This window comes from Rhodoferax fermentans (assembly GCF_002017865.1).
Taxonomy (GTDB): Bacteria; Pseudomonadota; Gammaproteobacteria; order Burkholderiales; family Burkholderiaceae_C; genus Rhodoferax; species Rhodoferax fermentans.
In genome coordinates this window covers 978,516-999,912 of record NZ_MTJN01000002.1, presented here as the reverse complement: position 1 = coordinate 999,912, position 21,397 = coordinate 978,516, and the positions used below count along the sequence as shown (strand labels likewise).

Below are 21,397 nucleotides of genomic sequence, written 5' to 3'. Positions count from 1 at the left end.
ACAATAGATTAACCGTTCCAAGTGATAGGCATCTTGGGCGTCTGTTTTACTTACGCCGCACCGATGCGGTCTTTTTCATCTAGGAGAATCATGAAAAAATTGAACAAATTTGCAATGTTGATCGCTGCTGTGGCGTTTGCTTCCGCTGCTGGTGCACAAACCGTTGACAACTGGCGCGCTGCCGATGGCACGGTGATCAAGAACGGTTCCAACGAACTGTGCTGGCGCGATGCCTTCTGGACACCTGCCACTGCAGCTGTTGGTTGCGACGGCGCCATCGTGGCAGCTGCTGCTGCCGCACCGGCTCCCGCCGCCGCTCCTGCACCGGCCGCCAAAGCTGCTCCCGCACCAGCTCCCGTTGTTGCTGCTGCCAAGGTGACCTACGCCGCTGATGCGTTCTTTGACTTCGACAAAGCTGTTCTCAAGCCCGAAGGCAAAGCCAAGCTCGATGATTTGGTCGCCAAGGTCAAAGGTATCAACCTCGAAGTTATCATCGCTGTGGGTCACACCGACTCAGTGGGTTCTGATGCTTACAACCAAAAGCTGTCGGTCAAACGTTCTGAAGCTGTGAAGGCTTACTTGGTGTCCAAGGGCATCGAAAAGAACCGCGTTTACACCGAAGGCAAGGGCGAAAAACAACCTGTTGCTGACAACAAGACCAAAGATGGCCGTTCCAAGAACCGCCGTGTGGAAATTGAAGTGGTCGGCACCCGCGCCAACTGATCTTCAGGCTTCTGCCTTGATAAAAAAACCCGCTTCGGCGGGTTTTTTTATGGGTGTTTGACGGCTATGTGTGCCCAATCGTTTGGATATCGATGTCGGGCTGTTGTAAGCTTGTTGGTGTTGAAAAACTAAGGGTATACCCTAAAATATGGTCTGTCCCAAACAGGTGCCTCGGAGAGGTTGACCAGTGTGCTGCGTTTGTCCAGTCTGGTTGTCACGGCTTGGCGGGGCGCAATTTTTGACATGTGCTGCTCCGGTGCGTGCGTTGTTTTTTCGAAGGTAAACCGACGATGCAGATCGAAGTGGAACAAGCCCGGCGCCTGAGTGTGTCTCTGGAAACCCTGGGTGAGCGGATTGCACGCCTGGCCATCGGGCTTGGCATCAAGCTCAATGACCAACAAGCGGTACAACAAGTCATAGACCAAGCCCCGCCACGTGGCAGGGGGACATCCGGCCGGGCGGCGCAAGCCATGTCAGGGGGGCGCCGTGTGGTTCTTTTGCGCGAAGAACTGCGGGGCCTGTTGGTGTTACGCTATCAACTGGAGACGGTCAGTCTCAATCAGCATGGTCTGGAACTGACCCGTGAAATCGTGTCTCTGGCGGAATACCGACTGGAACAACGGGGCTTCAGGCCCGGGGCCAATGGGCCAGATGCTGATGGTCTTTTCAACGAACACTAGGCAAGTATGAATCTTCCCTCCGACTCTGAGCTGATCGAAAACCATGTCTTCGATGAAATCATGGTCGGACAAAGTGCACGTTTGTTGCGTGCCCTGAAGCTCGAGGACATCCGGGCGTTTGCCGCTGTCTCGGGTGACACCAATCCAGCCCACCTGGACCCAGAATATGCCAACGACACCTTGTTCCACGGCGTGATTGCCCATGGCATGTGGAGTGGTGCCCTGATATCAGCGTTGCTGGGAACCCAGTTTCCGGGCCCTGGGACGATCTACCAGGACCAGGCCCTGCATTTTGTCAAACCGGTGCGCGTTGGTGACACCCTCACGGTGACGGTGACGGTGCTATCCAAAAACCCGGAGAACCACAGCATTGAGCTGGATTGCCAGGTGGTGAACCAAAAGGGAATCTGTGTGCTCAGCGGCATGGCCCGGGTGCTGGCGCCCACGGTCAAGGTCCGTCTGCCACGTGTGGCTGCGCCACAGATTCAGTTGTATGACCCCCAGGTGCGTTTCAAACAACTGCTCGCCCTGGGTAACAAGCTGGACGCCGTCCGTTGTGCCGTGGTGCATCCGTGCGACGATGGTTCCCTCAGTGGGGCCATGGATGCGGCGCGCTACGGCCTGATCCTGCCGGTGCTGATTGGCCCGGAGGTGCGCATTCGCCATGTCGCGGCCGAGGCCGGGATCGACCTGACCGGTGCCGAGATCATCAACCAGCCACACAGCCATGCCGCTGCCGAAGCTGCCGCAGCGTTGGCTGCCAGTGGGCAGGTTGAGATGCTCATGAAGGGCAGTCTGCATACCGATGAGCTGATCCACGCGGTGTTGTCCCAAGCTGTGTTGCGCACCGGGCGGCGCATGTCCCATGTGTTTCGCTTCGATGTGCCGCTCTACCACAAGCCCTTGCTGATCACCGATGCGGCACTCAACATCCGCCCCAGCTTGCAGGAAAAGATCGACATCGTCCAGAATGCCATCGACTTTGCCCGCATCTTGGGTGTCACCACACCCAAGGTGGCGATTCTGTCGGCGGTTGAAACGGTCAACCCCACGATCCCGTCAACCATCGATGCGGCAGCTCTGTGCAAGATGGCTGATCGCGGGCAGATCACCGGTGGTGTGCTGGATGGCCCGCTGGCCTTTGACAATGCCATTTCGATGCATGCCGCGCAGATCAAACACATCACCTCTGCGGTGGCTGGCCACGCCGACATTCTGGCGGTGCCTGACTTGGAGAGTGGCAACATGCTGGCCAAACAACTGGAGTACCTGGCTGGTGCCAGTGGTTCCGGGCTGGTGCTGGGCGCACGTATACCGATTGCGCTGACCAGCCGCGCCGAGGGGCCCTCCAACCGGGTGGCGTCCGCTTTGCTGGGGCTGTTGGTAGCCCACAATGCAAGGCGCAGCCAGCCCCGCACTGCCTGGTAGGTGGTGGGGTGGCGATTCTCTCGGTCAACGCGGGATCGTCTTCACTCAAGTTTGCTCTCTATCCCCTGATCGGTAGCGAGGTTCAAACACAGATCCTGTCAGGCCTGATGGAAGGTTTGGAGTCAGGTGGTGCGCCGCAGATGCGTTGGCACTACCAGGGGCAAGAGCACTGCTGTGCCCTGGTGGTGGACGATCAGCCGGTGTTTGCCCAGGCCTTGTGCAGCCTGCGTGAGTTGTTGGCACAGTTGCCAGATGCCCCGACCCTGCAGGCGGTGAGCCACCGGGTGGTGCACGGGGCGGACAAGTACCGCGCCAGCCTGTTTGTCAACGATGAGGTGCTGGCGCAACTGGCTGCGTTCAACTCGCTCGCGCCTTTGCACCAGCCACACAATCTCGAGGGCATTCGTGCTTTCCGTGCGGCGTTTGTTGGCTTGCCCCAGGTCGCCTGTTTTGACACCGCGTTTCATGCCAGCTTGCCTGAGGTGGATTACCGCTTTGCCCTGCCACAAGAGCTCTACGCGCAGGGCTTGCGTCGCTACGGTTTTCATGGCCTGTCGTACCAGTATGTGATGGGGACCTTGTTGGCTCACTCAACGCGGGCCAAGGGGCGCACCTTGATGGCGCACCTGGGCAATGGCGCCAGTCTGTGCGCGGCGCGTGACGGCAAGAGCTGCGCCACCACCATGGGCTTCTCGGCGCTCGACGGGCTGATCATGGGAACCCGTCCCGGTGCACTGGACCCGGGGGTGTTGCTCTACTTGTTGGAGCAGGGCTGGGACCATGCGCGGCTGCAAAAGCTGCTTTACAAGCAAAGTGGTTTGCTGGGTTTGTCGGGCCTGTCTGCGGACATGCGACGCCTGCGTGAGGCGTCGTCACCGCAGGCCAAGCTGGCCATCGAGGCCTTCACCTACCGCGTAGTACGTGAAACTGGTGCGCTCGTGGCTTGTGTGCAGGGCCTGGATGTGCTGGCCTTCAGTGGAGGCATCGGTGAGCATGATGTGACATTGCGTGCGCAGGTCGGGCAACAGCTTTCCTGGCTGGGTGTGGTGATTGACCCAGAGCGTAATGCGCGGGCCACCGGCAGTGAGGTGGTGGCGATTCACGCGCCCTCGAGCCAAGTCGAAGTGTGGGTGGTGCCCACCGATGAAGCGGTGGTCGCTGCCCGTGAGGCGGCCACCTTGTTGTTTGCCTGATTGACGCCGGTTCTGGCTGTTGTCCAGGCTTTGAGATACTCGCAGCATGCAACTGCAAGACATTCTTTATTCCCAGGGTTTTGGCACACGCCGCGTCTGTGCCGGTCTGATCCAGCAGGGTCTGGTTCAGGTTTATCAAGAAAATGAGCCTCTAGCCCTTGTCACCATTACGCAAGCAGCTATGGAGTTTGAAGCTGAAAATCTGCGCTTCAGGGTGCGAGGGGTGGATTGGCCGTATGCGGAGAAGGCCTACATCCTGCTGCACAAGCCGGCAGCCACCGAGTGTTCCCAAAAGCCCTCGACCTATCCCAGCATCTACACCTTGCTGCCCGCACCCTTGCGCCAGCGGCCGCAAAAAGGCGCAGTGCAAGGGGTTCAGGCGGTGGGGCGGCTGGACCAGGACACCACCGGCATGTTGCTGCTCACCGATGACGGCCAGTTCATTCACCGCATGAGTTCACCGCGCCACCATGTGCCCAAGGTGTACGAGGTCACGGTCAAGCATCCGCTCGATGAGCGGCAGGTGAGTCAGCTGCTGGCTGGTGTGGTGCTGGACGATGACCCCAAACCGGTGCGTGCTGCCGCCTGTGAGGCAGTAAGCAGCCACCATCTGCGCCTGACGCTGACCGAGGGCAAGTACCACCAGGTCAAACGTATGTTGGCGGCGGTGAGCAACCGGGTCGAGGGCCTGCACCGCTCGCAGATCGGTGGTCTGCGTCTTCCTGAGGACCTGCTGCCCGGCCAGTGGCGCTGGCTCAACGCCGCCGATCTGGCGCTTGTCAACCAGACCACTCCTCGCTGAGCGGGCGCTGGTGCGCGTGCTGGGCTCGGGTATGCTCACACCATGAATTTGCTGTTTGACTCGTTCTGGCGGGCGTTGCTGGATTGTTTTCGTCCACGCGTGATGTTGTTGTCAGCGGCGCCCCTGGTGTTGATGGCGGTGTTGTCCGTGACCCTGGGCAACCTGTACTGGGAGACCAGCCTGGTCTGGGTGCGTGCCACGCTGGAGGCGTCGAGCATTGTGGGTGTGGTATCCGGCTGGATGCAGGCCCTCGGCCTGGGTGGCATCACCTCGGTGCTGGCACCCTTGATTGTGATTGTGAGCATCATGCCGGTGGTGGTGCTGTTGTCGCTGCTGTCGGTCGCTCTTTTGATGACCCCTGCGCTGACCCATTTTGTGGCCAAGCAACGCTTTCCGCAGTTGGCGCGCAAAGAAGGTGGTTATTTCATCCTGGGCTTGGGCTGGGCCCTGTTGTCGACCTTGCTCGCCTTGGTGGCTTTGGTGGTGTCGATTCCCCTGTGGTTTATCCCGCCGCTGATTCTGGTGTTGCCACCGCTGATCTGGGGTTGGCTCACCTACCGGGTGATGGCGTTTGACGCACTGGCCAGCCATGCCAGCGGTGAAGAGCGGCGTGAGCTGTTTCGCAAGCACCGGCTGAGTTTGCTGGGTATTGGCGTGTTTTGTGGTTATCTGGGGGCCGCGCCCAGTGTGATCTGGGCCTCTGGGGTGTTGTTTGCGGCCGCATTTGTGGTGTTGGTGCCGATTGGCATCTGGCTCTACACCTGGGTCTTTGCACTGTCGTCCCTGTGGTTCGCGCACTACTGTTTACAGGCCTTGCACAACCTGCGGCAACAGCGCGAACTGGACCTGCCGTCAGTGGATGAGCACCTGGTTGAAGCAACTTTGGCCGAGCCCGAGGCGTTACCATTGACCCATGACACCAACACCAAGCCCCCAAGCGCAGCCTGAACATCGCCCCGGTTTTCGCCTGATTGTGATCGGGGATGAGATCCTGTCTGGCAAGCGAGCTGACAAACATTTGCCCAAAGTGATTGAACTGCTCAAGGCACGTGGCCTGCAGTTGGACTGTGCCGAATATGTGGGGGATGACCCGGATCGCATCACGGCGGTGTTGCAGCGGGCTTTTGAATCCGGCGACGTGGTGTTCTCGACCGGTGGCATTGGCGCCACCCCTGACGACCACACCCGCCAATGTGCCGCAGCTGCGCTAGCGCTGCCCCTGGCCTTGCATCCTCAGGCCAAGGACCTGATTGAGCAACGTATGCAGAATCAGGCGCGAGAGCAAGGCAAGGTCTACGACGCCCAAGCGCCAGACAACGTGCATCGGCTCAACATGGGGGTGTTCCCTCAGGGTGCCAGCATCATCCCCAACCCCTACAACCAGATCCCTGGCTTCAGCGTCGGGCGGGTGCATTTTGTGCCGGGTTTCCCGGTCATGGCTTGGCCGATGATCGAGTGGGTGTTGGACAGCTGTTACGCCCAGTGGTTTCAGAACCAGGCTTGGCTGGAGCGCTCGGTGATTGTTTTTGGTGCCATGGAGGCGACACTGACGCCGCTGATGCAGCAACTGGAGCAAGACTATCCCGGCATCAAGGTGTTCAGCTTGCCCAGTGTGGATCACCCGGAATGGGGGCGCCATATTGAGTTGGGTGTCAAAGGTGCGCCAGGCCTGGTCAACCCGGCCTACGTCGCTTTGTTGGCGGGTCTGCAAACCTTCCAGGTCAAACTTGGCCCCGAATTGGTGCAATCCTGAGCACTTTGTTTTAGTGCATGTTTTTTGCACCAGTATGGTGCCTATCATTGTTCTTTCCATTGCACTTGTCGGAAGAACAGGCAAACCTGCAAACGCTGAACCCGAAGTTGTGCCGTAAAGTGGGTGCAAAATGGCGGAGGTGCGGACTTGTTGAACATGCCCCGACACTGGCACAAAACCTGCATTCAATTTCACAAACCCTTTCTCAACAGCAACCAGGAGTATTTGATGGCCAAGACCGTCGCAGATGTCATGAAGATGGTGAAAGACAACGAAGTCAAGTTTGTTGACTTCCGTTTCACCGATACCCGTGGCCAAGAACAGCACGTGACTGTGCCCGTTTCGCATTTTGATGAAGACAAGTTCAGCTCCGGCCATGCCTTTGACGGTTCTTCCATCGCTGGCTGGAAGGGTATTGAAGCTTCGGACATGCAACTCATGCCCGACCCGAACACCGCCAACATCGACCCGTTCTTCGAAGAAACCACGCTGTTCCTGAGCTGCGATGTGGTCGAGCCAGGTGACGGCAAGGCCTACGACCGCGACCCGCGGTCCATCGCACGCCGCGCAGAAGCCTACCTGAAGGCGTCTGGCATTGGTGACACCGCCTTCTTTGGTCCAGAACCAGAATTCTTCATTTTTGACAATGTCCGTTGGAACACCGACATGTCGGGCACCTTCTTCAAGATTGAAGAATACGAAGCCCCCTGGAATTCCGGTGCCAAGCTCGAAGGCGGCAACCGTGGTCACCGTCCCACCGTCAAGGGTGGTTACTTCCCGGTGCCTCCGATTGACAGCACCCAAGACATGCGCGCCGAAATGGTGCTCATCCTTGAATCGCTGGGCATCCCGGTCGAAGTGTTCCACCACGAAGTGGCTGGCGCTGGTCAGAACGAAATTGGTACCAAGTTCAGCACCCTGGTTGAGCGCGCTGACTGGACACAAGTTCTGAAGTATGTGGTGCAAAACGTGGCCAATGCCTACGGCAAGACCGCCACCTTCATGCCCAAGCCCATCGTGGGTGACAACGGCTCGGGCATGCACGTGCACCAGTCGATCTGGAAAGACGGCAAGAACCTGTTTGCCGGTGACGGTTATGCCGGTTTGAGCGATTTCGCCCTGTACTACATCGGCGGCATCATCAAACATGCCCGCGCACTGAACGCGATCACCAACCCCGGTACCAACAGCTACAAGCGTCTGGTTCCTGGTTTTGAGGCGCCGGTGAAATTGGCTTACTCGGCCAAAAACCGTTCTGCATCGATCCGTATTCCGTTTGTCGCGAACCCGAAGGGCCGCCGTATCGAAGCCCGCTTCCCCGATCCGTTGATGAACCCGTACCTGGGTTTCTCGGCCTTGATGATGGCGGGTCTGGACGGTGTGGAAAACAAGATCCATCCTGGCGAAGCCGCCACCAAGGATCTGTACCACCTGCCGCCCGAAGAAAACGCACTGATCCCGACCGTTTGCCACAGTTTGGACCAGGCGCTGGAATGCCTCGATGCAGACCGCAGCTTCCTGACCAAGGGTGGAGTGTTCACTGACAGCATGCTCGATGCCTACATCGAACTCAAGATGACTGAAGTCACACGTCTGCGTATGGCGACCCACCCGATCGAGTTCGACATGTATTACTCGCTGTAATCAGCGACCTTACCAGGTGGGTCAGCCATGACAACTTGGTACCGCAAAAAGGACGGCAGTTGCCGTCCTTTTTTATTGTGGGAAACTATACCAATGGGGCGGGCTGCCGGGTTCAGGCAGCCCGCCAAACCTGGTCACGATGGAGAGAGCAAAAGCCTTATGAAACAACTGTGGATGCTGGTGGCCTTGGCAGCGGGTGTAGCAGCCTTGCCCAGCCAGGCACAGGCTGAGATTTACCGCTGTGGCAACGAATACACCAACACCAAGCCGGATGCACGCGCCAAAGGCTGCAAACTGGTCGAAGGTGGCAACATCACTGTGGTGCAAGGGACACCCGCCCCCAAAGCCAATCCCACCCCCTCCGCTGGCAGTAACACCTCCAAGGTGGAGTCGTCGCAGCAAAAAGCGCGTGACTCGGACCGCCGACTGATCCTGCAAGATGAACTCAAGAAAGCCCTGGCCCGTCAGGAAGAGTTGAAGAAAGAATACAACAACGGCGAGCCCGACAAGCAGGGCGGCGAGGCCCGCAACTACCAGAAATACCTGGACCGGGTGGCCGAACTCAAAGCCAGTTTGGCGCGCACCGAGAGTGACATTGCTGGTCTGCGCCGTGAGATTGACCGATTGCCTCCCGCCAGCAGCTCCCCATCGCAGTAAGTCTGCGCCTATCTGATGACCTGCCATCCTCTCTCAGGGTCTGCCATGATCCCTTCATCCTCGGTCAACGCCGAGCGCTACAAGGCCTTTGATTTGCTGGCCACCCTGGTGGCGGTGGTGCGTAGCGACGGCACCGTGTTATTTGTCAATGCGGCCATGGAGGACGCGCTGGGCATGTCACGCCGCATCATTGTGGGCGCCCATTTTCCGGACTGCTTCACCCAGCCGGAGCATTTACGCACCATTCTGACGGGCGTGGGTGGCAACGACTTTTCGGCCTTGCGTTACGACGCCGCCTTGCTGCGGGTCAGCCGTGACGCTTTGCCCGTGCATGTGATTGTGACCCTCACCGAGGGGCCGGAGATCATTGCCGAGCTCCTGCCGCTGGAGCAACAAGCCCGGCAAGACCGCGAGGAGCGTCTGGCTGAACAGGCGTTGGCCAACAAGGAGCTGATCCGCAATCTGGCGCATGAGATCAAAAACCCGCTGGGCGGGATTCGTGGTGCGGCCCAGTTGTTGGAGATGGAGTTGGCCTCGCCTGACCTCAACGAATACACCCAGGTCATCATCCATGAGGCAGACCGCCTGCAGTCGCTGGTGGACCGGCTGCTGGCGCCGCATCGCAAGGCGCATGTGGTGGGAGATGTCAATATCCATGAGGTGTGTGAACGGGTCCGCTCGCTGATCCTGGCAGAGTTTCCCAAGGGGCTGGAGGTGGTGCAGGACTATGACACCTCCATTCCTGAGCTGCGGGGCGACCGCGAGCAGCTGATCCAGGCCCTGCTGAACATCGCCCACAATGCCTGCCAGGCCCTCTCAGAGCGCATTGCGCAGGGGGATGGTCGCATCACTTTTCGCACCCGGGTGGCGCGTCAGACCACCTTTGGCAAACAACGTTACCGGTTGGCACTGGAATTGCATGTGATGGACAACGGGCCTGGGGTGCCAGACTCGATCAAAGACCGTATTTTTTATCCGTTGGTGTCCGGACGTGAGGGTGGTTCCGGGCTGGGGCTGACATTGGCACAAACCTTTGTCCAGCAACACCAGGGTTTGATCGAGTGTGACAGCTCTCCCGGATTGACTGATTTCAAGATACTGATTCCTCTGCCCTGACCCGCAGAATGGCACGCCGCAAGGTGGGCTGTACCCGGCCAGAGCGTGGGTACTTAACGAGGTGACCACACACTATGAAGCCCATCTGGATTGTTGACGATGACCAGTCGATCCGCTTCGTGCTTGAAAAAGCGCTCTTGCGTGACAACCTGCCCACCCGCAGTTTTACCAATGCCCGTGATGTCCTGAGTGCCCTGGACGACGACAGCGACCGCGGACCGCAGGTGCTGGTCAGTGACATCCGTATGCCAGGCGGCTCCGGTCTGGACCTGCTCGAAAAAATCAAGGCCAAGTTGCCCGGTCTGCCGGTCATCATCATGACGGCGTATTCGGACCTGGACAGCGCGGTATCGGCGTTTCAGGGCGGTGCGTTTGAGTATCTGCCCAAGCCGTTTGATTTGCCCAAGGCGGTGGAGCTGATCCGCCGTGCGGTCGAAGAGAGCCAGCGCGAGGAAGTGGCCGAAGAACGTATCACCGAAGCCCCGGAAATGCTCGGCCAGGCACCCGCCATGCAGGATGTGTTCCGGGCCATCGGGCGATTGAGCCAGAGCAATGTCACGGTCATGGTCACTGGTGAGTCGGGTTCCGGCAAAGAACTCGTCGCCAGAGCACTCCACAAGCACTCACCCCGCGCCAGTGGGCCATTTGTTGCTATCAATACTGCTGCAATTCCGAAAGACCTGCTGGAGTCTGAATTGTTTGGCCACGAACGGGGGGCCTTCACCGGTGCCCAGACCATGCGCCGTGGCCGTTTTGAACAGGCCGATGGTGGCACCTTGTTCCTGGACGAAATCGGTGACATGCCGTTTGACCTGCAGACCCGTTTGCTGCGGGTGCTGTCAGATGGTCACTTTTACAGGGTCGGTGGCCATGGTGCGGTCAAGACCAATGTGCGGGTGATTGCCGCGACCCACCAGAATCTGGAGCAACGGGTCAAGGAAGGGGTGTTCCGCGAAGACTTGTTCCACCGTCTGAACGTCATCCGCCTGCGTCTTCCTGCGCTGCGTGAACGGCGCGAGGACATCCCCGCGCTGACCCGCCATTTCCTGCAGCAAAGTGCAGCCCAACTGGGTGTGGAACCCAAGCGGATTTCCGAGGCTGCTCTGGCCTGGCTCAGCGATTTTTCATTTCCCGGCAATGTGCGTCAGCTCGAGAACATCTGCCACTGGCTCACCGTCATGGCCCCCGCCCAGTTGATAGAACCCAAGGACTTGCCGCCCGAGGTGGAGGTGACCCATGGCGCCAACCGGTCCTTGCCTGCGTCCACCAGCAGGGTGGCTGAGGTGGTCCAGGCGTTTCCGGCCGGTTTGGCGGAAGTCATGGCCAAACCGGCGGGTGTTCAGGCGGATGCGCTGTCAGGTGCCCATCTGGATGATGTCGAACTGCGTGTGGCAGAGGTTGCGGCCGCGTTGCCCCAGCCGTCCAGCTGGGAGCTGGGCCTGGAGGCTGATGCCCACGCCCTGTTGGCCACCGACCGTTGTGATGTGTGGGACGAACTCACCCGCCGTTTTGAGTCCCGCCTGATCCTGGCGGCCCTGGCCAGCACCCGGGGCCGGCGTATCGAGGCGGCGCAAAGACTGGGCATCGGGCGCAACACCATCACCCGCAAAATCCAGGAGCTGGGTCTGGAATAGGGGCGGGTGGGGCAATGGCGGTCTGACGCAAGGGTATTGCCAGTCTGTAGACAATCCAAAGTTTGACAGACCACCCAAGGAGACACCTATGCCAACAGCACATCACACCATCACCCTGGGCGGAGGTTGTTTTTGGTGCCTGGATGCGGTTTACGCCAAGGTTAAGGGCATCGTGGCGGTGGAGTCGGGCTACTGCAACGGCCACGTCGCGCAGCCCACCTATGAGCAGGTCTGCACCGGACGCACTGGGCATGCCGAGGTGGTTAAGCTGGTGTTTGACCCAGGCCAGATCAGTTTGCGTGAGATCCTGGAGATCTTTTTTGTCATCCATGACCCGACCACGCTCAACGCCCAGGGCAATGACCACGGCAGCCAGTACCGCAGTGGTATTTATTTCACGGACGCCAGCCAGCAGCAGGTGGCGCAGGACATCGTTCAGGAGCTGATGGCCAGCGGCATTTACACACGCCCCATCGTGACCGAGGTGCTGCCCTTGCACAACTACAGTGCTGCCGAGGACTACCACCAAGACTTCTTTGCGCGCAACCCGCACCAGGGCTATTGCCTGGCGGTGGCGGCACCCAAGGTGGCCAAGTTCAGGAAAACCTTTGCCCGTCTGGCATTGGATTGAGGCCAGGGGGGCTGCTGAGGTCAAATTGCACACCATCGGCGTGGAGGATGGGAGAAAATAGTCGCGCCCCACACGTCTCTTTGAGAAAGTGACTCCATGGACCTCAAAAGCCTGATCGACATCCCCAGCAAGTTGCCCACCATCCCGAAGTTGGGCCAGCAGCTTTTGGCCAGTTTTGGTGCTGAGCAGGTGTCGGTGGCCGAGATCAGCAAGCAGCTTGCCGCCGATCCGGCCTTGAGCGCCAAATTGCTCAAGCTGGCCAATTCGGCCTATTTCCAGGTCTCGCACACCATCGGTACGGTCGATGGTGCACTGCAGATGTTGGGCCTGGTGATGGTGCGTAATCTGGTGCTGGGCAGCACCGTGGCGGCGGCCTACAAGGCGACACCCGGTCTGGATTTGCCGCAGTTCTGGCGCTACAACCTCGAGACGGCGTGCGCCGCACGGTGGCTGGCCGAACGTACTGGCTTCAACGCTGATCGGGTGTTCACGCTGGCCTTGTTACATGCCATTGGCCAGTTGCAACTGCATGCCATCGCGCCACAGACCATGGCCCCGCTGGACCAGCAAATGAGTGTGTTGCACCCGGGGCGCCCGCAACTGGAGGTGCGCACGCTGGGCTTCCATTGCGGTGATGTGTCGGCCGAACTGGCCTTGGCGTGGAATTTGCCGCTGCCTTTGGTGGACGCACTGCGCCACATCGTGGACCCGCTGGCGGCGCCTGAATTTCTGGAGGCGGCGGCTCTGGTGCATATGGGGGCGTGGCGTGCCCGCGCCGAGGTGCTGGGCTGGAGCGACGCGGAGCAGGTCGCGAACTACCCGTTTGATGTGGGTGAACGGCTGTACCTGCAAGCCAACTGGACCCCCGCGCTGGCAGCGCAATCCCACACTGACGCGCTGCTGCTGATGCCGCCCCTGGCCGAACTGACCCAGGGCCTGGACGCCTTGTTTGAGTGAACCCGATCCCCGGCTCTGGACCTGAGGGTCCTGTGCCTGCAGGCCAAGCCAGTGTGCCCTTGGCCAGACCGTGTGTGTGGTGCAGATCGCACCATGCTGACCCATGTACACCTTCAGTGGCGAAAGCGAGCTCATGAAACTCAAGCACCTGATTGACCAGCCCGACAAAATGCCCACCATTTCCAAAGTGGGCCAGAAACTCATTGCCAGTTTCAACGATGACGAGGTGTCGGTCAGCCAGATTGCCGAGCAGCTGGCGCTGGACCCGGCCTTGAGCGCCAGAGTGCTGCGGCTGGCCAACTCGCCCTATTTCAAGGTACCGCGCAGCATTGAGACGGTCGAGGCAGCGCTGCAGACGCTGGGTCTGGTGATGGTGCGCAACCTGGTGATTGGCAGCACGGTGGCCGCAGCCTTCAAGGCCACGACGGGGCTCGATCTGAAGCAGTTCTGGCGCTACAACCTGTACACCGCCTGTGCCTCGCGCTGGTTGGCGAGCCAGGCCGATGTGGATGCCGACCGGGTTTTCACGCTGGGGGTGATGCATGCCATTGGTCAGCTGCACATGCATGTGATGATGCCGGCAGACCTGGTGGCGCTGAACAAACAAATGAGTGTGCTGGATACCCGGCGAGCGCAACTGGAGCTTGATGCGTTTGGTTTTCACTATGGTGACGTGTCGGCTGAGCTGGCGCAGGTCTGGCATTTCCCGCTCTCGCTGGTGGATGCGCTGCGCCACGTGGCCCAGCCCCTGGCAGCTCCCAATTTTTCGGAAGCAGCCGCCTGGGTGCATCTGGGGGCCTGGCGCGCCAGTGTCGAGGTGCTGGCCCTGGGTTACAAGGCCCAGCTGGACTGTTACCCCTTGGCGGTGGCCAGGCGGCTGCATCTGAACCTGGAGCCGAACTGGACACCCGCGCTGGCCGAAGCCGGTCACCGGGATGCCCGGGGGGTGATGCCCCCCTTGGCCGAACTGAGTGGTGGTCTGGAAGCTCTGTTTGAGTGAGGCGCTAGCGTGCCCGCACACCGGGTGGCGTGGCTGAATTGACCTGTATCAATACCCACCCGGCCTAGAATCCAAGGGCTGGACTGCCCCCAAGCAGGCACCATCTGCCAGCCCTTGTTCTAGCCCACCACTCAACCCGTCAGATGGGGTTTGAAGCTGTCACCGGGAGCTTGCCATGACCACCGTCTGCCTGAGCATCTTTCACTTCGAGTCCGTGCTGGACAGGTTATGGGTGGTTGGCCAGATGGCCTGGGCGCGGGGGCCGCTCAACAACATGCCCGACCTGCAGTTCTACAAGCTGCTGGGCTCTGGTACGGGCGAGGGTTTCACGCCCCAACCCAACACGGCGGTCTGGGGCATCTTCACCGTCTGGCCAGATGAAGCCACGGCCCGCCAACAGATCGCCAACCAGGCACTGTTCCAACAATGGCGCGCCAAGTCGGATGAACACTGGACGGTCTACCTCAACCCAATATCCGCCAAAGGCCTGTGGGGTGGCAAGGTGCCGTTCACTGCCGACAACTACGACTCCAACGCCATGCCAGACGGCCCGCTGGTGGCGCTGACCCGGGCGCAGGTCAAACTCGGTGCCGCCACCCGCTTCTGGAGCCGTGCGCCCAACATTTCCCAGATGATTGGTGCCGACCCGAACGTGGTGTTCAAGATCGGCATGGGTGAGACGCCGCTGTTCTACCAGATGACCTTCTCGATCTGGCCCGATGGCCAGTCGATGGCGGCTTTTGCACGGGGCAACACTTACCACGGCAAAGCCATCGCGTCCGCCTATTCGGAGAAGTGGCTGGTGGAGTATTTCTTTGCCCGCTTCCGGCTGCTCGGCAGTGAGGGCAGCTGGAAAGGCCAAGACCCGCTGGCCGCGCTCGCCAAGCTGGCACCGGCCAAGCCTGCGGCCTCCGTCGAGGAATTCGAGCCCGCTTGAGTTTCAGTCTTTTTGGCCTCTAGCCCTTATTTTGAAAGGGCTAGTAGCTACTGAAAACAGAGTGTTTCAGAGGCATGTTGGGGTGGCGTCTGGCGGCCCAGGTCGGCCATCGACAAATGCCGGTGGCTGCTGCTGCGGGCCAGGTCGGCATCGTGGCTGACCAGCAGCACCGCACAGCCCGATTGCGCTGCGCAGTCACACAGCACCTGCATGGTGTGGCGCTGGGTGATCGGGTCCAGGCGCGAGGTGGGCTCGTCGGCAAAGAGGAAGGCCGGCTGCAGCAGCATCAGGCGCAGCAGCGCAAAACGTTGCAACTCCCCACCCGAGACCTCGTGGGGCCGCCGCGCCAACAGGCCCTCATCCAGACCCAGGGCCTGCATCCACTGGGTTTGTTGGGCATCGGACAGGCCATGCAGCTGGCGCACATCGGCCAATGCCTGACCCAGGGTGCGAAAAGCTGAAAACGCGGCAGGCGGGTCCTGGTAGAGCTTCTGGAACTTCCAGCGGGGCAGGCCGGTGCGGTGTTGTACCTGTCCGGCATCCGCCTGCACCACACCCAGCAACACATTGCCCAGCGTGGTTTTGCCACAACCGCTGGGGCCGCTGATGGCCACCACTTCACCCGCCTGCAGCGCCAGGTCCAGCCCGTCAAACAAGCGGCGCTCGCCGTAGCACTTGCTCAGGCCATGCGCTTGTATCACCGGTTCAGCCTCGCCAGTTGCGGCAAAGGGATAGTTGGCCCAGTGTTTGGGTTGGGCAGCGATCAGGGCCTGGGTGTAGGCATGTTGCGGCTGCTGCAGCACCTGCTGGACCGGGCCCTGTTCCACGATCTGGCCTTGGCGCATGACAACGATCTGGCCACCCAGCTGGGCGGCCAGGTCCAGGTCGTGGGTGATGGTGAGCAGGGCCTGCCCCTGGGTCTGGGCCGCCATCAACAGCTGTGCCACTTGCGCGCAGGCCTGCGGGTCCAGGCCTTTGGTGGGCTCATCGGCGATCAACAGGCTGGCCTGTGCCACGGCGGCGCAGGCCACACCCACACGTTGGGCCATGCCACCTGAAATCTGGTGCAGCCATTGTTGTGCGGCATGTCCCACGCCCACAGCCTGCAAGCGGGTGCTGGCTTGTTGTCTGGCCGTGGGCCAGTCCAGGCCGCGCGCAAAATGGGCGGCCTCGGCCACCTGGCTGTGCATGCGCATCAGCGGGTTCAGTGCCGACCAGGGCTCCTGCGGCAGCATCATCATGCGCCGACCCCACAGCGCTTGGGTCAGGGCGCGCTCGCCGTTGGTCGCCACACCACCGATCGAGATGGCGCCACTGGCCCGCAAGGCCGCAGGCAAGGTGCCCATGATGGCCTGGGCCAGCAGCGACTTGCCCGCACCTGATTCCCCCACCATGGTGAGGCGCTCACCAGCGTTCAGGGCAAAACTGCAGGCTTCCAGCAGGGTACGCCCTTTCGGCTGCTGTGCATTGGGCTGGAGGTGGATACGCAGGTCCTTGACCTGCAACAGGGGGGCGTTCATGCGCTCTCTCTTTCATGCGGCCGCGTGGCCGATTGCAGGGCGGCCACCGTCAGTACCAGCAAGAGCACCGGGCCGGCCAGCAGCCACGGGGCTTCGTCGTAGTAGGGTAGGGCCTCGGTCATCATCAGACCCAGTTCGGCCGTGGGCGGGCGCAGGCCCACCCCCACAAAACCCAGGGCCGCGACCGCCAGCACCGCGTTGGCCACGGCGTAGCTCCACAGGCGCAGCAGATCGGACTGCAGGGGCGGCAGCACATGCCAGCGCAACAGGTAAGGCGCACCAAAACCCAGCAGGCGCCCGGCCTGCACCGCATCACCCGCCAGGGTCATGCTGGCGCGGCTGCGCACCAGGCGGAAGAACTCCACCCAGGCGGTGAGCACCAGCCCGCTGTAGAGCGCCCATTTTTGCCCCGGTGCCAGCGCGGCCACCAGCAGCACCCAGAGCAAGCCAGGGATGGCCGCCACACCATCGGCACACAGACACAGCAGGCGCTCGGTCAGCCCGCGCTGCCAGGCGGCGCACAGCCCCAGCACGGTGCCCAGCCCCACAGCCAGCAGGGCTGAGCCCAGCGCCAGCCAGAACGACACACGCACCGCCTCGCCCAGGCGGGCCAGCAGGTCGCGGCCCAAGTGGTCGGTGCCCAGCCAATGGCTGGTGCTGGGGGCGGCCAGGCTCTGGTCCAGGTTCTGGATGGCGGGGTCTGGCCCCAGCCAGGTGCTCAGCAGGCCCAGCAGCAACACCGCCAGCAGGACCCAAACGCCCCAGCGTCCCAGCGGTGCAGGCGACGTCACGATGGCAGAGGGTGACGCGGCGCTCATGTTGCACTCCTTCTGCCAGCGGGCTCGCGCAGACGCGGGTCCAGCCATTGCACGGCGGCATCCATGAGCCCATTGAGCAGCACAAACAGCAGACCCATGGCCAGCGCCGTGCCCTGGATCATGGGCACATCGCGCGAGAGGACAGCATGCACCAGCGCATGGCCAATGCCGGGCCAGGCCACCAGGCTTTCCACCACCACCACACCTTCGACCAGCAGCACCAGTTGCATGCCCGCATAGGCCAGGGTGCCCAGCGCCAGCGGCGCCAGGGCGTGGCGCCACAGGGCAGCGCGCAGTGGCAAACCCTTGGTCAGCGCGAACTCAAAAGCGTCAGAGGCCAGCACCTGCTGCAGCCGCTGACTCACCACCTGGGTCATGCCGGGCAGCAGGGTCAGAGCCAGGGCCAGAGCGGGCAACACCAGGTTGATGGCCTCGCCATGGCCTGCCACCGGCAGCCAGTCCAGATGCACACCCAGGCCCAGCATCAGCACCACGCCCAGCACAAAGGCCGGGCTGGCCCGCAGCAACGTGCACACTGGCTGGATCCAGCGGGCACTCCAGTGGCCGCCACGTAAAGCCACCCAGCTGCCCAAGAGCAAGCCCAGGGTGATGGCCAACAGCCACGCGGCCACAGAGAGCTGCAGTGTGTGTCCGAGCTGGTGGGTGATTTCATCGACCACCGGGTCGCCCGACACCATCGATTCACCCAGCCGCAGTTGCAGCAGGTCGCCCAGCCAGTGCAGCAGTTGCTGCCAGGCGGGCTGGTCCAGGCCCAGTTCGCTGCGCACTGCATCGGCCGCCGCTGTGTCGACCAGGTCGTACCCATAACGACCTGCGGCAATGCGGTAGGCCGCATCACCGGGCAGGGCCCGCGTCATGACAAAACTCAGCGCCCCCACGGCGCCAGCCACCAGGGCACCCTGGCCCAGCAAACGTGCACTCTGATGGGCTACCCATGTCCAGCCCATGCTCATTTCGCCCAGGTGAACTGGCTGATGCGGTAGCTGCGCTCCAGCGGGTCGATGCTGACATTGCCGATCCGTTGGCTGTTGGTGGCCGTGTGCTGGTACCAGGCCACCGGGATGATCGGCAGTTCGGCCTGCAACACGGTGGCGAGCGCTCCGCGCAGGCGCGAGCGGCGCGCCGGATCATTGGCGCTGCTCAGGCTCTCCAGTGTGCTGGTGACCTGGGCACTTTGCCAGCCCATGGCACCCCAGTCGCCGCCCTTGGGACCCAAGTCCTGCAACAGGGTGCCAATCGGGTCGGGCACCAGCGCGTAGTTGCGCGCCACCAGCGCCAGCTCCAGCGAGCCGTCCTGGTGACCGGCGGGGATGTCACTGGCGTTGACGATGGCCACCGCCACGTCCATACCGACCTCGCGCAGCTGGGCCTGGATGGCGGTAGCCATGGGCGGCTGCTCGGGCCGGTCAGAGAAGGTGTGCAGTGTGAGCTTGAAGGGGCGGCCGTCCTTGCGCAGCAGACCATCCGGCCCCGCCTGCCAGCCAATCTCTTGCAGGAGCTGGCGGGCCTTGCCAAGGTCGCGGGTCAGCGGCTGCAAGCCCGGCACATGCCATTCGGCCATACCGGGCGTGAACAGCTGGGTGGCTGCGGCCTTGGGTTCGCGCAGAATGGCCTTGGCGATGCCCGGGCGGTCGATCGCCAGACTGATGGCCTGGCGCACTTTCACGTCCTTGAGCAGCGGGTGTGCGGCATTGACCTTGAGGTACAGCGTGCGCGGAATCGGCAGGGTGTGGAACTGCAGCCGTGGGTTGCGTTTGAGCCGCTCGATGGCCACCGCATCGTGGGTGAAGACCAGGTCGGCCTGACCACTTTCGGCCAGCATGCCCCGGGTTTCGCCGCGACTGCTGGAGAGGTACTCCACCCGCTCGACCGCCGGGCGTTTGCCGCGCCAGCCCTCAAAGGCAACTGTCTCCAGTTTTTGGGGTGCATTGATACGCACGATTTTGTAGGGGCCTGAGCCAAGCACCGCCTGCACTGTGCCGTCTGCCGCAAAGGCGGCGGGCGCGAGGATCTGGGTGCTGTTGTGGGCCAGGTAGGCCGGCAGCGCGGTAAAGGCTTGTTTGAGCGCGATCTGTACCTCACCGTTGACCGCCGCGATGCGTTGGATGGGGGTGTTCTTGAGGATGCCGGGTTGGGCCAGTGCCCGCTCCAGGCTGCGCACCACGGCCTCGGGGGTTACGGCCGAGCCGTCATGGAACAGGGCGCCGGGCCGCACAGCAAAGCGCCAGGTTTTCTGGTCGGGCGAGACGCTCCAGCGTGCGGCCAGGCCGGGGCTGAGTTGGCCAGTGGCATCCACATCCACCAGGGTTTCGGTGATTTCCAGGCGGGTGAAGATGTAGCCGGTCTTGGACGGGTCCAGGCTGCCGATTTCCCAAGGTGCAGCCACCTTGAGGACGCGGGCGTTGGCCGAGGGGCCGCTTTGGGCCACGGCCGCAGGGACAGCGGCGACCAAGCCCAGGAGCAGGGCGCGGCGAAGCAAGAAGTTTGTGCTGGCAGAGACGATAGGTTTCATACAAGTATTTGAGAAGTTACAACCGTGGAGCCAAGGGCGGGAGCTGGCTCAGGCGGGGTTTTCATGCGTTCCCATGATGGAAGCGGGTCGTCTTGTTCACCAGCGAGGCGTCGATGTTGACCTCGCTCATGTCATTGACCATGACCGCCACCCGCAGCCCCTGCCGGTTGGCCAGCATGTGGTTGAGCAAGGTGGTGTTGCCCGCGCCCAGAAAACCCGACAGCACCGTGACAGGCACAAGGGAATGTTGCATAGGGACCTCCAAATTTTTGACAAAAAGAAGCCCCAGCGCTTGTTGAACAAGCGCTTGACGCTACAAAATGAATATCAAAGCGGTCTGCACCCGGCGCCCTGCACCGATTGCAGCTGGCCGGATGCTTCAGGCCCAGCATCGCGGGCGCTGCCCGCGTGTGTCAAGACTCAGTTGAGTTTCATGCCCGCCACCAACTGGGTGACGTTGTGCTGCATCAGCTTCAGGTAAGTGCTGGCTGGCTCACTGGGGCTGGAAAGGGCGTCCACATACAGCTTGGCGCCCAGGGTCACGCCGGTGTCCTTGGCAATTTGCGCCAGCAGCTTGGGGTTGCTCATGTTTTCCACAAACACCGCGCGGATCTTGTCCTGCTTGATCTGGCGGATCAGTTTGGCCACCTCTTTGGCACTGGGCTCACCCTCGGTCGAGATGCCTTGGGGCGCCAGGAAACGGATCTGGTAACGCGCGCCAAAGTAACCAAAAGCATCGTGTGAGGTGATCACCTGGCGTTGACGCGGGCTCAGACTGGCCAGCTGCTCTTTGGCAAAGCTATCCAGCGTATCAAGCTCCTTGATGTAGGCGTCGCTATTTTTCTGGTAGCTGTCAGCCCCCTGCGGATCAAGGCTGGAGAGCGATTTGGCAATATTTTTCACATACAGCTTGACGTTGGTTGGGTCTTGCCAGGCGTGCGGGTCGGTGGCCGAGTGGCCATGGTCATGCCCATGCCCATGCGCTTCTTCGGCGGGCATGCTGCGGGGTTTGACACCTTGGCTGGCCACCAGAGTCGGGCCAGCGTAAGCGGCTGACTTGGCCAATTTTTGCGCCCAGGGCTCGAAATTGAGCCCGTTGATGACAAACAGACGTGCGCCCAGAATCGCCTTGGCATCGGCAGGCGAGGGTGTGAACTCATGCGCATCGGCATCGGGCCCGACCAGGGCCTGCACCTTCACGCGTTCACCACCCACCACCTGCACCAGGTCGGCCAGGATGCTGAAGCTGGCTACCACCGGGATTGGTTCGGCGGCGTGGCTGGTTTGCAGCAGCAAAGGCGCACTCAGGGCGGCGCAGGCCAACCATTTCAAGGTCAGTCGTTTCATGGGATATTCCTTTCAGGATGTAAA

20 protein-coding genes and 1 pseudogene are annotated in these 21,397 nt (G+C 61.5%); 15 read left to right on the top strand and 6 right to left on the bottom strand.

The window, feature by feature from the left end; translation table 11 throughout:
• Positions 1-90 precede the first annotated feature (90 nt).
• The 15 genes from ompA to crtA all read left to right on the top strand — a co-directional run bounded on the left by ompA (position 91) and on the right by crtA (position 15,155).
• On the top strand, positions 91-723 hold the full coding sequence (gene ompA, locus RF819_RS04935; protein WP_078363945.1) for an outer membrane protein OmpA: 633 nt from the start codon (positions 91-93) through the stop codon (positions 721-723).
• 290 nt (positions 724-1,013) lie between these two features.
• Positions 1,014-1,403: a hypothetical protein gene (locus RF819_RS04930; protein ID WP_078363944.1), complete on the top strand. Its 390-nt coding sequence runs from the start codon at positions 1,014-1,016 to the stop codon at positions 1,401-1,403.
• Between the two features lie 6 nt (positions 1,404-1,409).
• Entirely contained in the window at positions 1,410-2,831 is a 1,422-nt protein-coding gene (locus tag RF819_RS04925) for a bifunctional enoyl-CoA hydratase/phosphate acetyltransferase (protein ID WP_078363943.1), read from the top strand.
• Positions 2,832-2,839: 8 nt separating this feature from the next.
• Entirely contained in the window at positions 2,840-4,024 is a 1,185-nt protein-coding gene (locus tag RF819_RS04920) for an acetate/propionate family kinase (RefSeq protein ID WP_078363942.1), read from the top strand.
• Between the two features lie 46 nt (positions 4,025-4,070).
• Positions 4,071-4,826 carry a 16S rRNA pseudouridine(516) synthase gene (locus RF819_RS04915; protein WP_078363941.1) on the top strand — a complete coding sequence of 252 codons (756 nt, stop codon included), beginning with the start codon at positions 4,071-4,073 and terminating at the stop codon, positions 4,824-4,826.
• Between the two features lie 42 nt (positions 4,827-4,868).
• Positions 4,869-5,774, top strand: coding sequence for an EI24 domain-containing protein (locus RF819_RS04910; protein WP_078363940.1), 906 nt, complete (start codon positions 4,869-4,871; stop codon positions 5,772-5,774).
• Complete coding sequence (locus tag RF819_RS04905; protein ID WP_078363939.1) at positions 5,740-6,579, top strand: competence/damage-inducible protein A; 840 nt, start codon at positions 5,740-5,742, stop codon at positions 6,577-6,579. The genes RF819_RS04910 and RF819_RS04905 overlap by 35 nt, the downstream gene beginning before the upstream one ends.
• Positions 6,580-6,807: 228 nt before the next feature.
• A complete protein-coding gene (glnA, locus tag RF819_RS04900) occupies positions 6,808-8,223 on the top strand; it encodes a type I glutamate--ammonia ligase (protein ID WP_078366775.1) in 1,416 nt (471 codons plus the stop codon).
• Positions 8,224-8,382: 159 nt separating this feature from the next.
• Positions 8,383-8,880: a hypothetical protein gene (locus RF819_RS04895; protein ID WP_078363938.1), complete on the top strand. Its 498-nt coding sequence runs from the start codon at positions 8,383-8,385 to the stop codon at positions 8,878-8,880.
• Positions 8,881-8,925: 45 nt separating this feature from the next.
• Positions 8,926-9,996 (top strand): nitrogen regulation protein NR(II), encoded by a 1,071-nt coding sequence (gene glnL / locus RF819_RS04890; protein ID WP_143541610.1) that lies wholly within the window; start codon positions 8,926-8,928, stop codon positions 9,994-9,996.
• 74 nt (positions 9,997-10,070) lie between these two features.
• The gene (gene ntrC, locus RF819_RS04885) at positions 10,071-11,630 is read left to right on the top strand and encodes a nitrogen regulation protein NR(I) (RefSeq protein WP_078363937.1); all 1,560 of its coding nucleotides are present in this window, start codon (positions 10,071-10,073) and stop codon (positions 11,628-11,630) included.
• Positions 11,631-11,718: 88 nt separating this feature from the next.
• A complete protein-coding gene (gene msrA / locus RF819_RS04880; RefSeq protein WP_078363936.1) occupies positions 11,719-12,261 on the top strand; it encodes a peptide-methionine (S)-S-oxide reductase MsrA in 543 nt (180 codons plus the stop codon).
• A 96-nt stretch (positions 12,262-12,357) separates the two neighbouring features.
• Positions 12,358-13,218 carry an HDOD domain-containing protein gene (locus RF819_RS04875; RefSeq protein WP_078363935.1) on the top strand — a complete coding sequence of 287 codons (861 nt, stop codon included), beginning with the start codon at positions 12,358-12,360 and terminating at the stop codon, positions 13,216-13,218.
• 133 nt (positions 13,219-13,351) lie between these two features.
• On the top strand, positions 13,352-14,218 hold the full coding sequence (locus RF819_RS04870) for an HDOD domain-containing protein (protein ID WP_078366773.1): 867 nt from the start codon (positions 13,352-13,354) through the stop codon (positions 14,216-14,218).
• A 175-nt stretch (positions 14,219-14,393) separates the two neighbouring features.
• Entirely contained in the window at positions 14,394-15,155 is a 762-nt protein-coding gene (gene crtA / locus RF819_RS04865) for a spheroidene monooxygenase (protein WP_078363934.1), read from the top strand.
• Between the two features lie 47 nt (positions 15,156-15,202).
• On the opposite strand, the gene RF819_RS04860 is transcribed toward crtA, so the two are convergent.
• The 6 genes and pseudogenes from RF819_RS04860 to RF819_RS04835 form a co-directional block, all read right to left on the bottom strand.
• Positions 15,203-16,675 carry an ABC transporter ATP-binding protein gene (locus tag RF819_RS04860; RefSeq protein WP_078363933.1) on the bottom strand — a complete coding sequence of 491 codons (1,473 nt, stop codon included), beginning with the start codon at positions 16,673-16,675 and terminating at the stop codon, positions 15,203-15,205.
• Complete coding sequence (locus RF819_RS04855) at positions 16,672-17,493, bottom strand: ABC transporter permease (protein ID WP_078363932.1); 822 nt, start codon at positions 17,491-17,493, stop codon at positions 16,672-16,674. The genes RF819_RS04860 and RF819_RS04855 overlap by 4 nt, the downstream gene beginning before the upstream one ends.
• Positions 17,490-18,461 (bottom strand): ABC transporter permease, encoded by a 972-nt coding sequence (locus RF819_RS04850; protein ID WP_078366772.1) that lies wholly within the window; start codon positions 18,459-18,461, stop codon positions 17,490-17,492. The genes RF819_RS04855 and RF819_RS04850 overlap by 4 nt, the downstream gene beginning before the upstream one ends.
• A 2-nt stretch (positions 18,462-18,463) precedes the next feature.
• Positions 18,464-20,026: an ABC transporter substrate-binding protein gene (locus tag RF819_RS04845; protein WP_078363931.1), complete on the bottom strand. Its 1,563-nt coding sequence runs from the start codon at positions 20,024-20,026 to the stop codon at positions 18,464-18,466.
• A gap of 73 nt (positions 20,027-20,099) precedes the next feature.
• A pseudogene (locus RF819_RS04840) lies at positions 20,100-20,279 on the bottom strand (GTP-binding protein); the annotation flags it as partial.
• Positions 20,280-20,446: 167 nt separating this feature from the next.
• Positions 20,447-21,373 (bottom strand): metal ABC transporter substrate-binding protein, encoded by a 927-nt coding sequence (locus RF819_RS04835; protein WP_078363930.1) that lies wholly within the window; start codon positions 21,371-21,373, stop codon positions 20,447-20,449.
• Positions 21,374-21,397 lie beyond the last annotated feature (24 nt).

Coding starts and splice junctions, on each gene's coding strand:
- ompA (WP_078363945.1), top strand. CDS start 91: ATGAAAAAATTGAACAAATTTGCAATGTTGATCGCTGCTGTGGCGTTT.
- RF819_RS04930 (WP_078363944.1), top strand. CDS start 1,014: ATGCAGATCGAAGTGGAACAAGCCCGGCGCCTGAGTGTGTCTCTGGAA.
- RF819_RS04925 (WP_078363943.1), top strand. CDS start 1,410: ATGAATCTTCCCTCCGACTCTGAGCTGATCGAAAACCATGTCTTCGAT.
- RF819_RS04915 (WP_078363941.1), top strand. CDS start 4,071: ATGCAACTGCAAGACATTCTTTATTCCCAGGGTTTTGGCACACGCCGC.
- RF819_RS04910 (WP_078363940.1), top strand. CDS start 4,869: ATGAATTTGCTGTTTGACTCGTTCTGGCGGGCGTTGCTGGATTGTTTT.
- RF819_RS04905 (WP_078363939.1), top strand. CDS start 5,740: ATGACACCAACACCAAGCCCCCAAGCGCAGCCTGAACATCGCCCCGGT.
- glnA (WP_078366775.1), top strand. CDS start 6,808: ATGGCCAAGACCGTCGCAGATGTCATGAAGATGGTGAAAGACAACGAA.
- RF819_RS04895 (WP_078363938.1), top strand. CDS start 8,383: ATGAAACAACTGTGGATGCTGGTGGCCTTGGCAGCGGGTGTAGCAGCC.
- glnL (WP_143541610.1), top strand. CDS start 8,926: ATGATCCCTTCATCCTCGGTCAACGCCGAGCGCTACAAGGCCTTTGAT.
- ntrC (WP_078363937.1), top strand. CDS start 10,071: ATGAAGCCCATCTGGATTGTTGACGATGACCAGTCGATCCGCTTCGTG.
- msrA (WP_078363936.1), top strand. CDS start 11,719: ATGCCAACAGCACATCACACCATCACCCTGGGCGGAGGTTGTTTTTGG.
- RF819_RS04875 (WP_078363935.1), top strand. CDS start 12,358: ATGGACCTCAAAAGCCTGATCGACATCCCCAGCAAGTTGCCCACCATC.
- RF819_RS04870 (WP_078366773.1), top strand. CDS start 13,352: ATGAAACTCAAGCACCTGATTGACCAGCCCGACAAAATGCCCACCATT.
- crtA (WP_078363934.1), top strand. CDS start 14,394: ATGACCACCGTCTGCCTGAGCATCTTTCACTTCGAGTCCGTGCTGGAC.
- RF819_RS04860 (WP_078363933.1), bottom strand. CDS start 16,675: ATGAACGCCCCCCTGTTGCAGGTCAAGGACCTGCGTATCCACCTCCAG.
- RF819_RS04855 (WP_078363932.1), bottom strand. CDS start 17,493: ATGAGCGCCGCGTCACCCTCTGCCATCGTGACGTCGCCTGCACCGCTG.
- RF819_RS04850 (WP_078366772.1), bottom strand. CDS start 18,461: ATGGGCTGGACATGGGTAGCCCATCAGAGTGCACGTTTGCTGGGCCAG.
- RF819_RS04845 (WP_078363931.1), bottom strand. CDS start 20,026: ATGAAACCTATCGTCTCTGCCAGCACAAACTTCTTGCTTCGCCGCGCC.
- RF819_RS04835 (WP_078363930.1), bottom strand. CDS start 21,373: ATGAAACGACTGACCTTGAAATGGTTGGCCTGCGCCGCCCTGAGTGCG.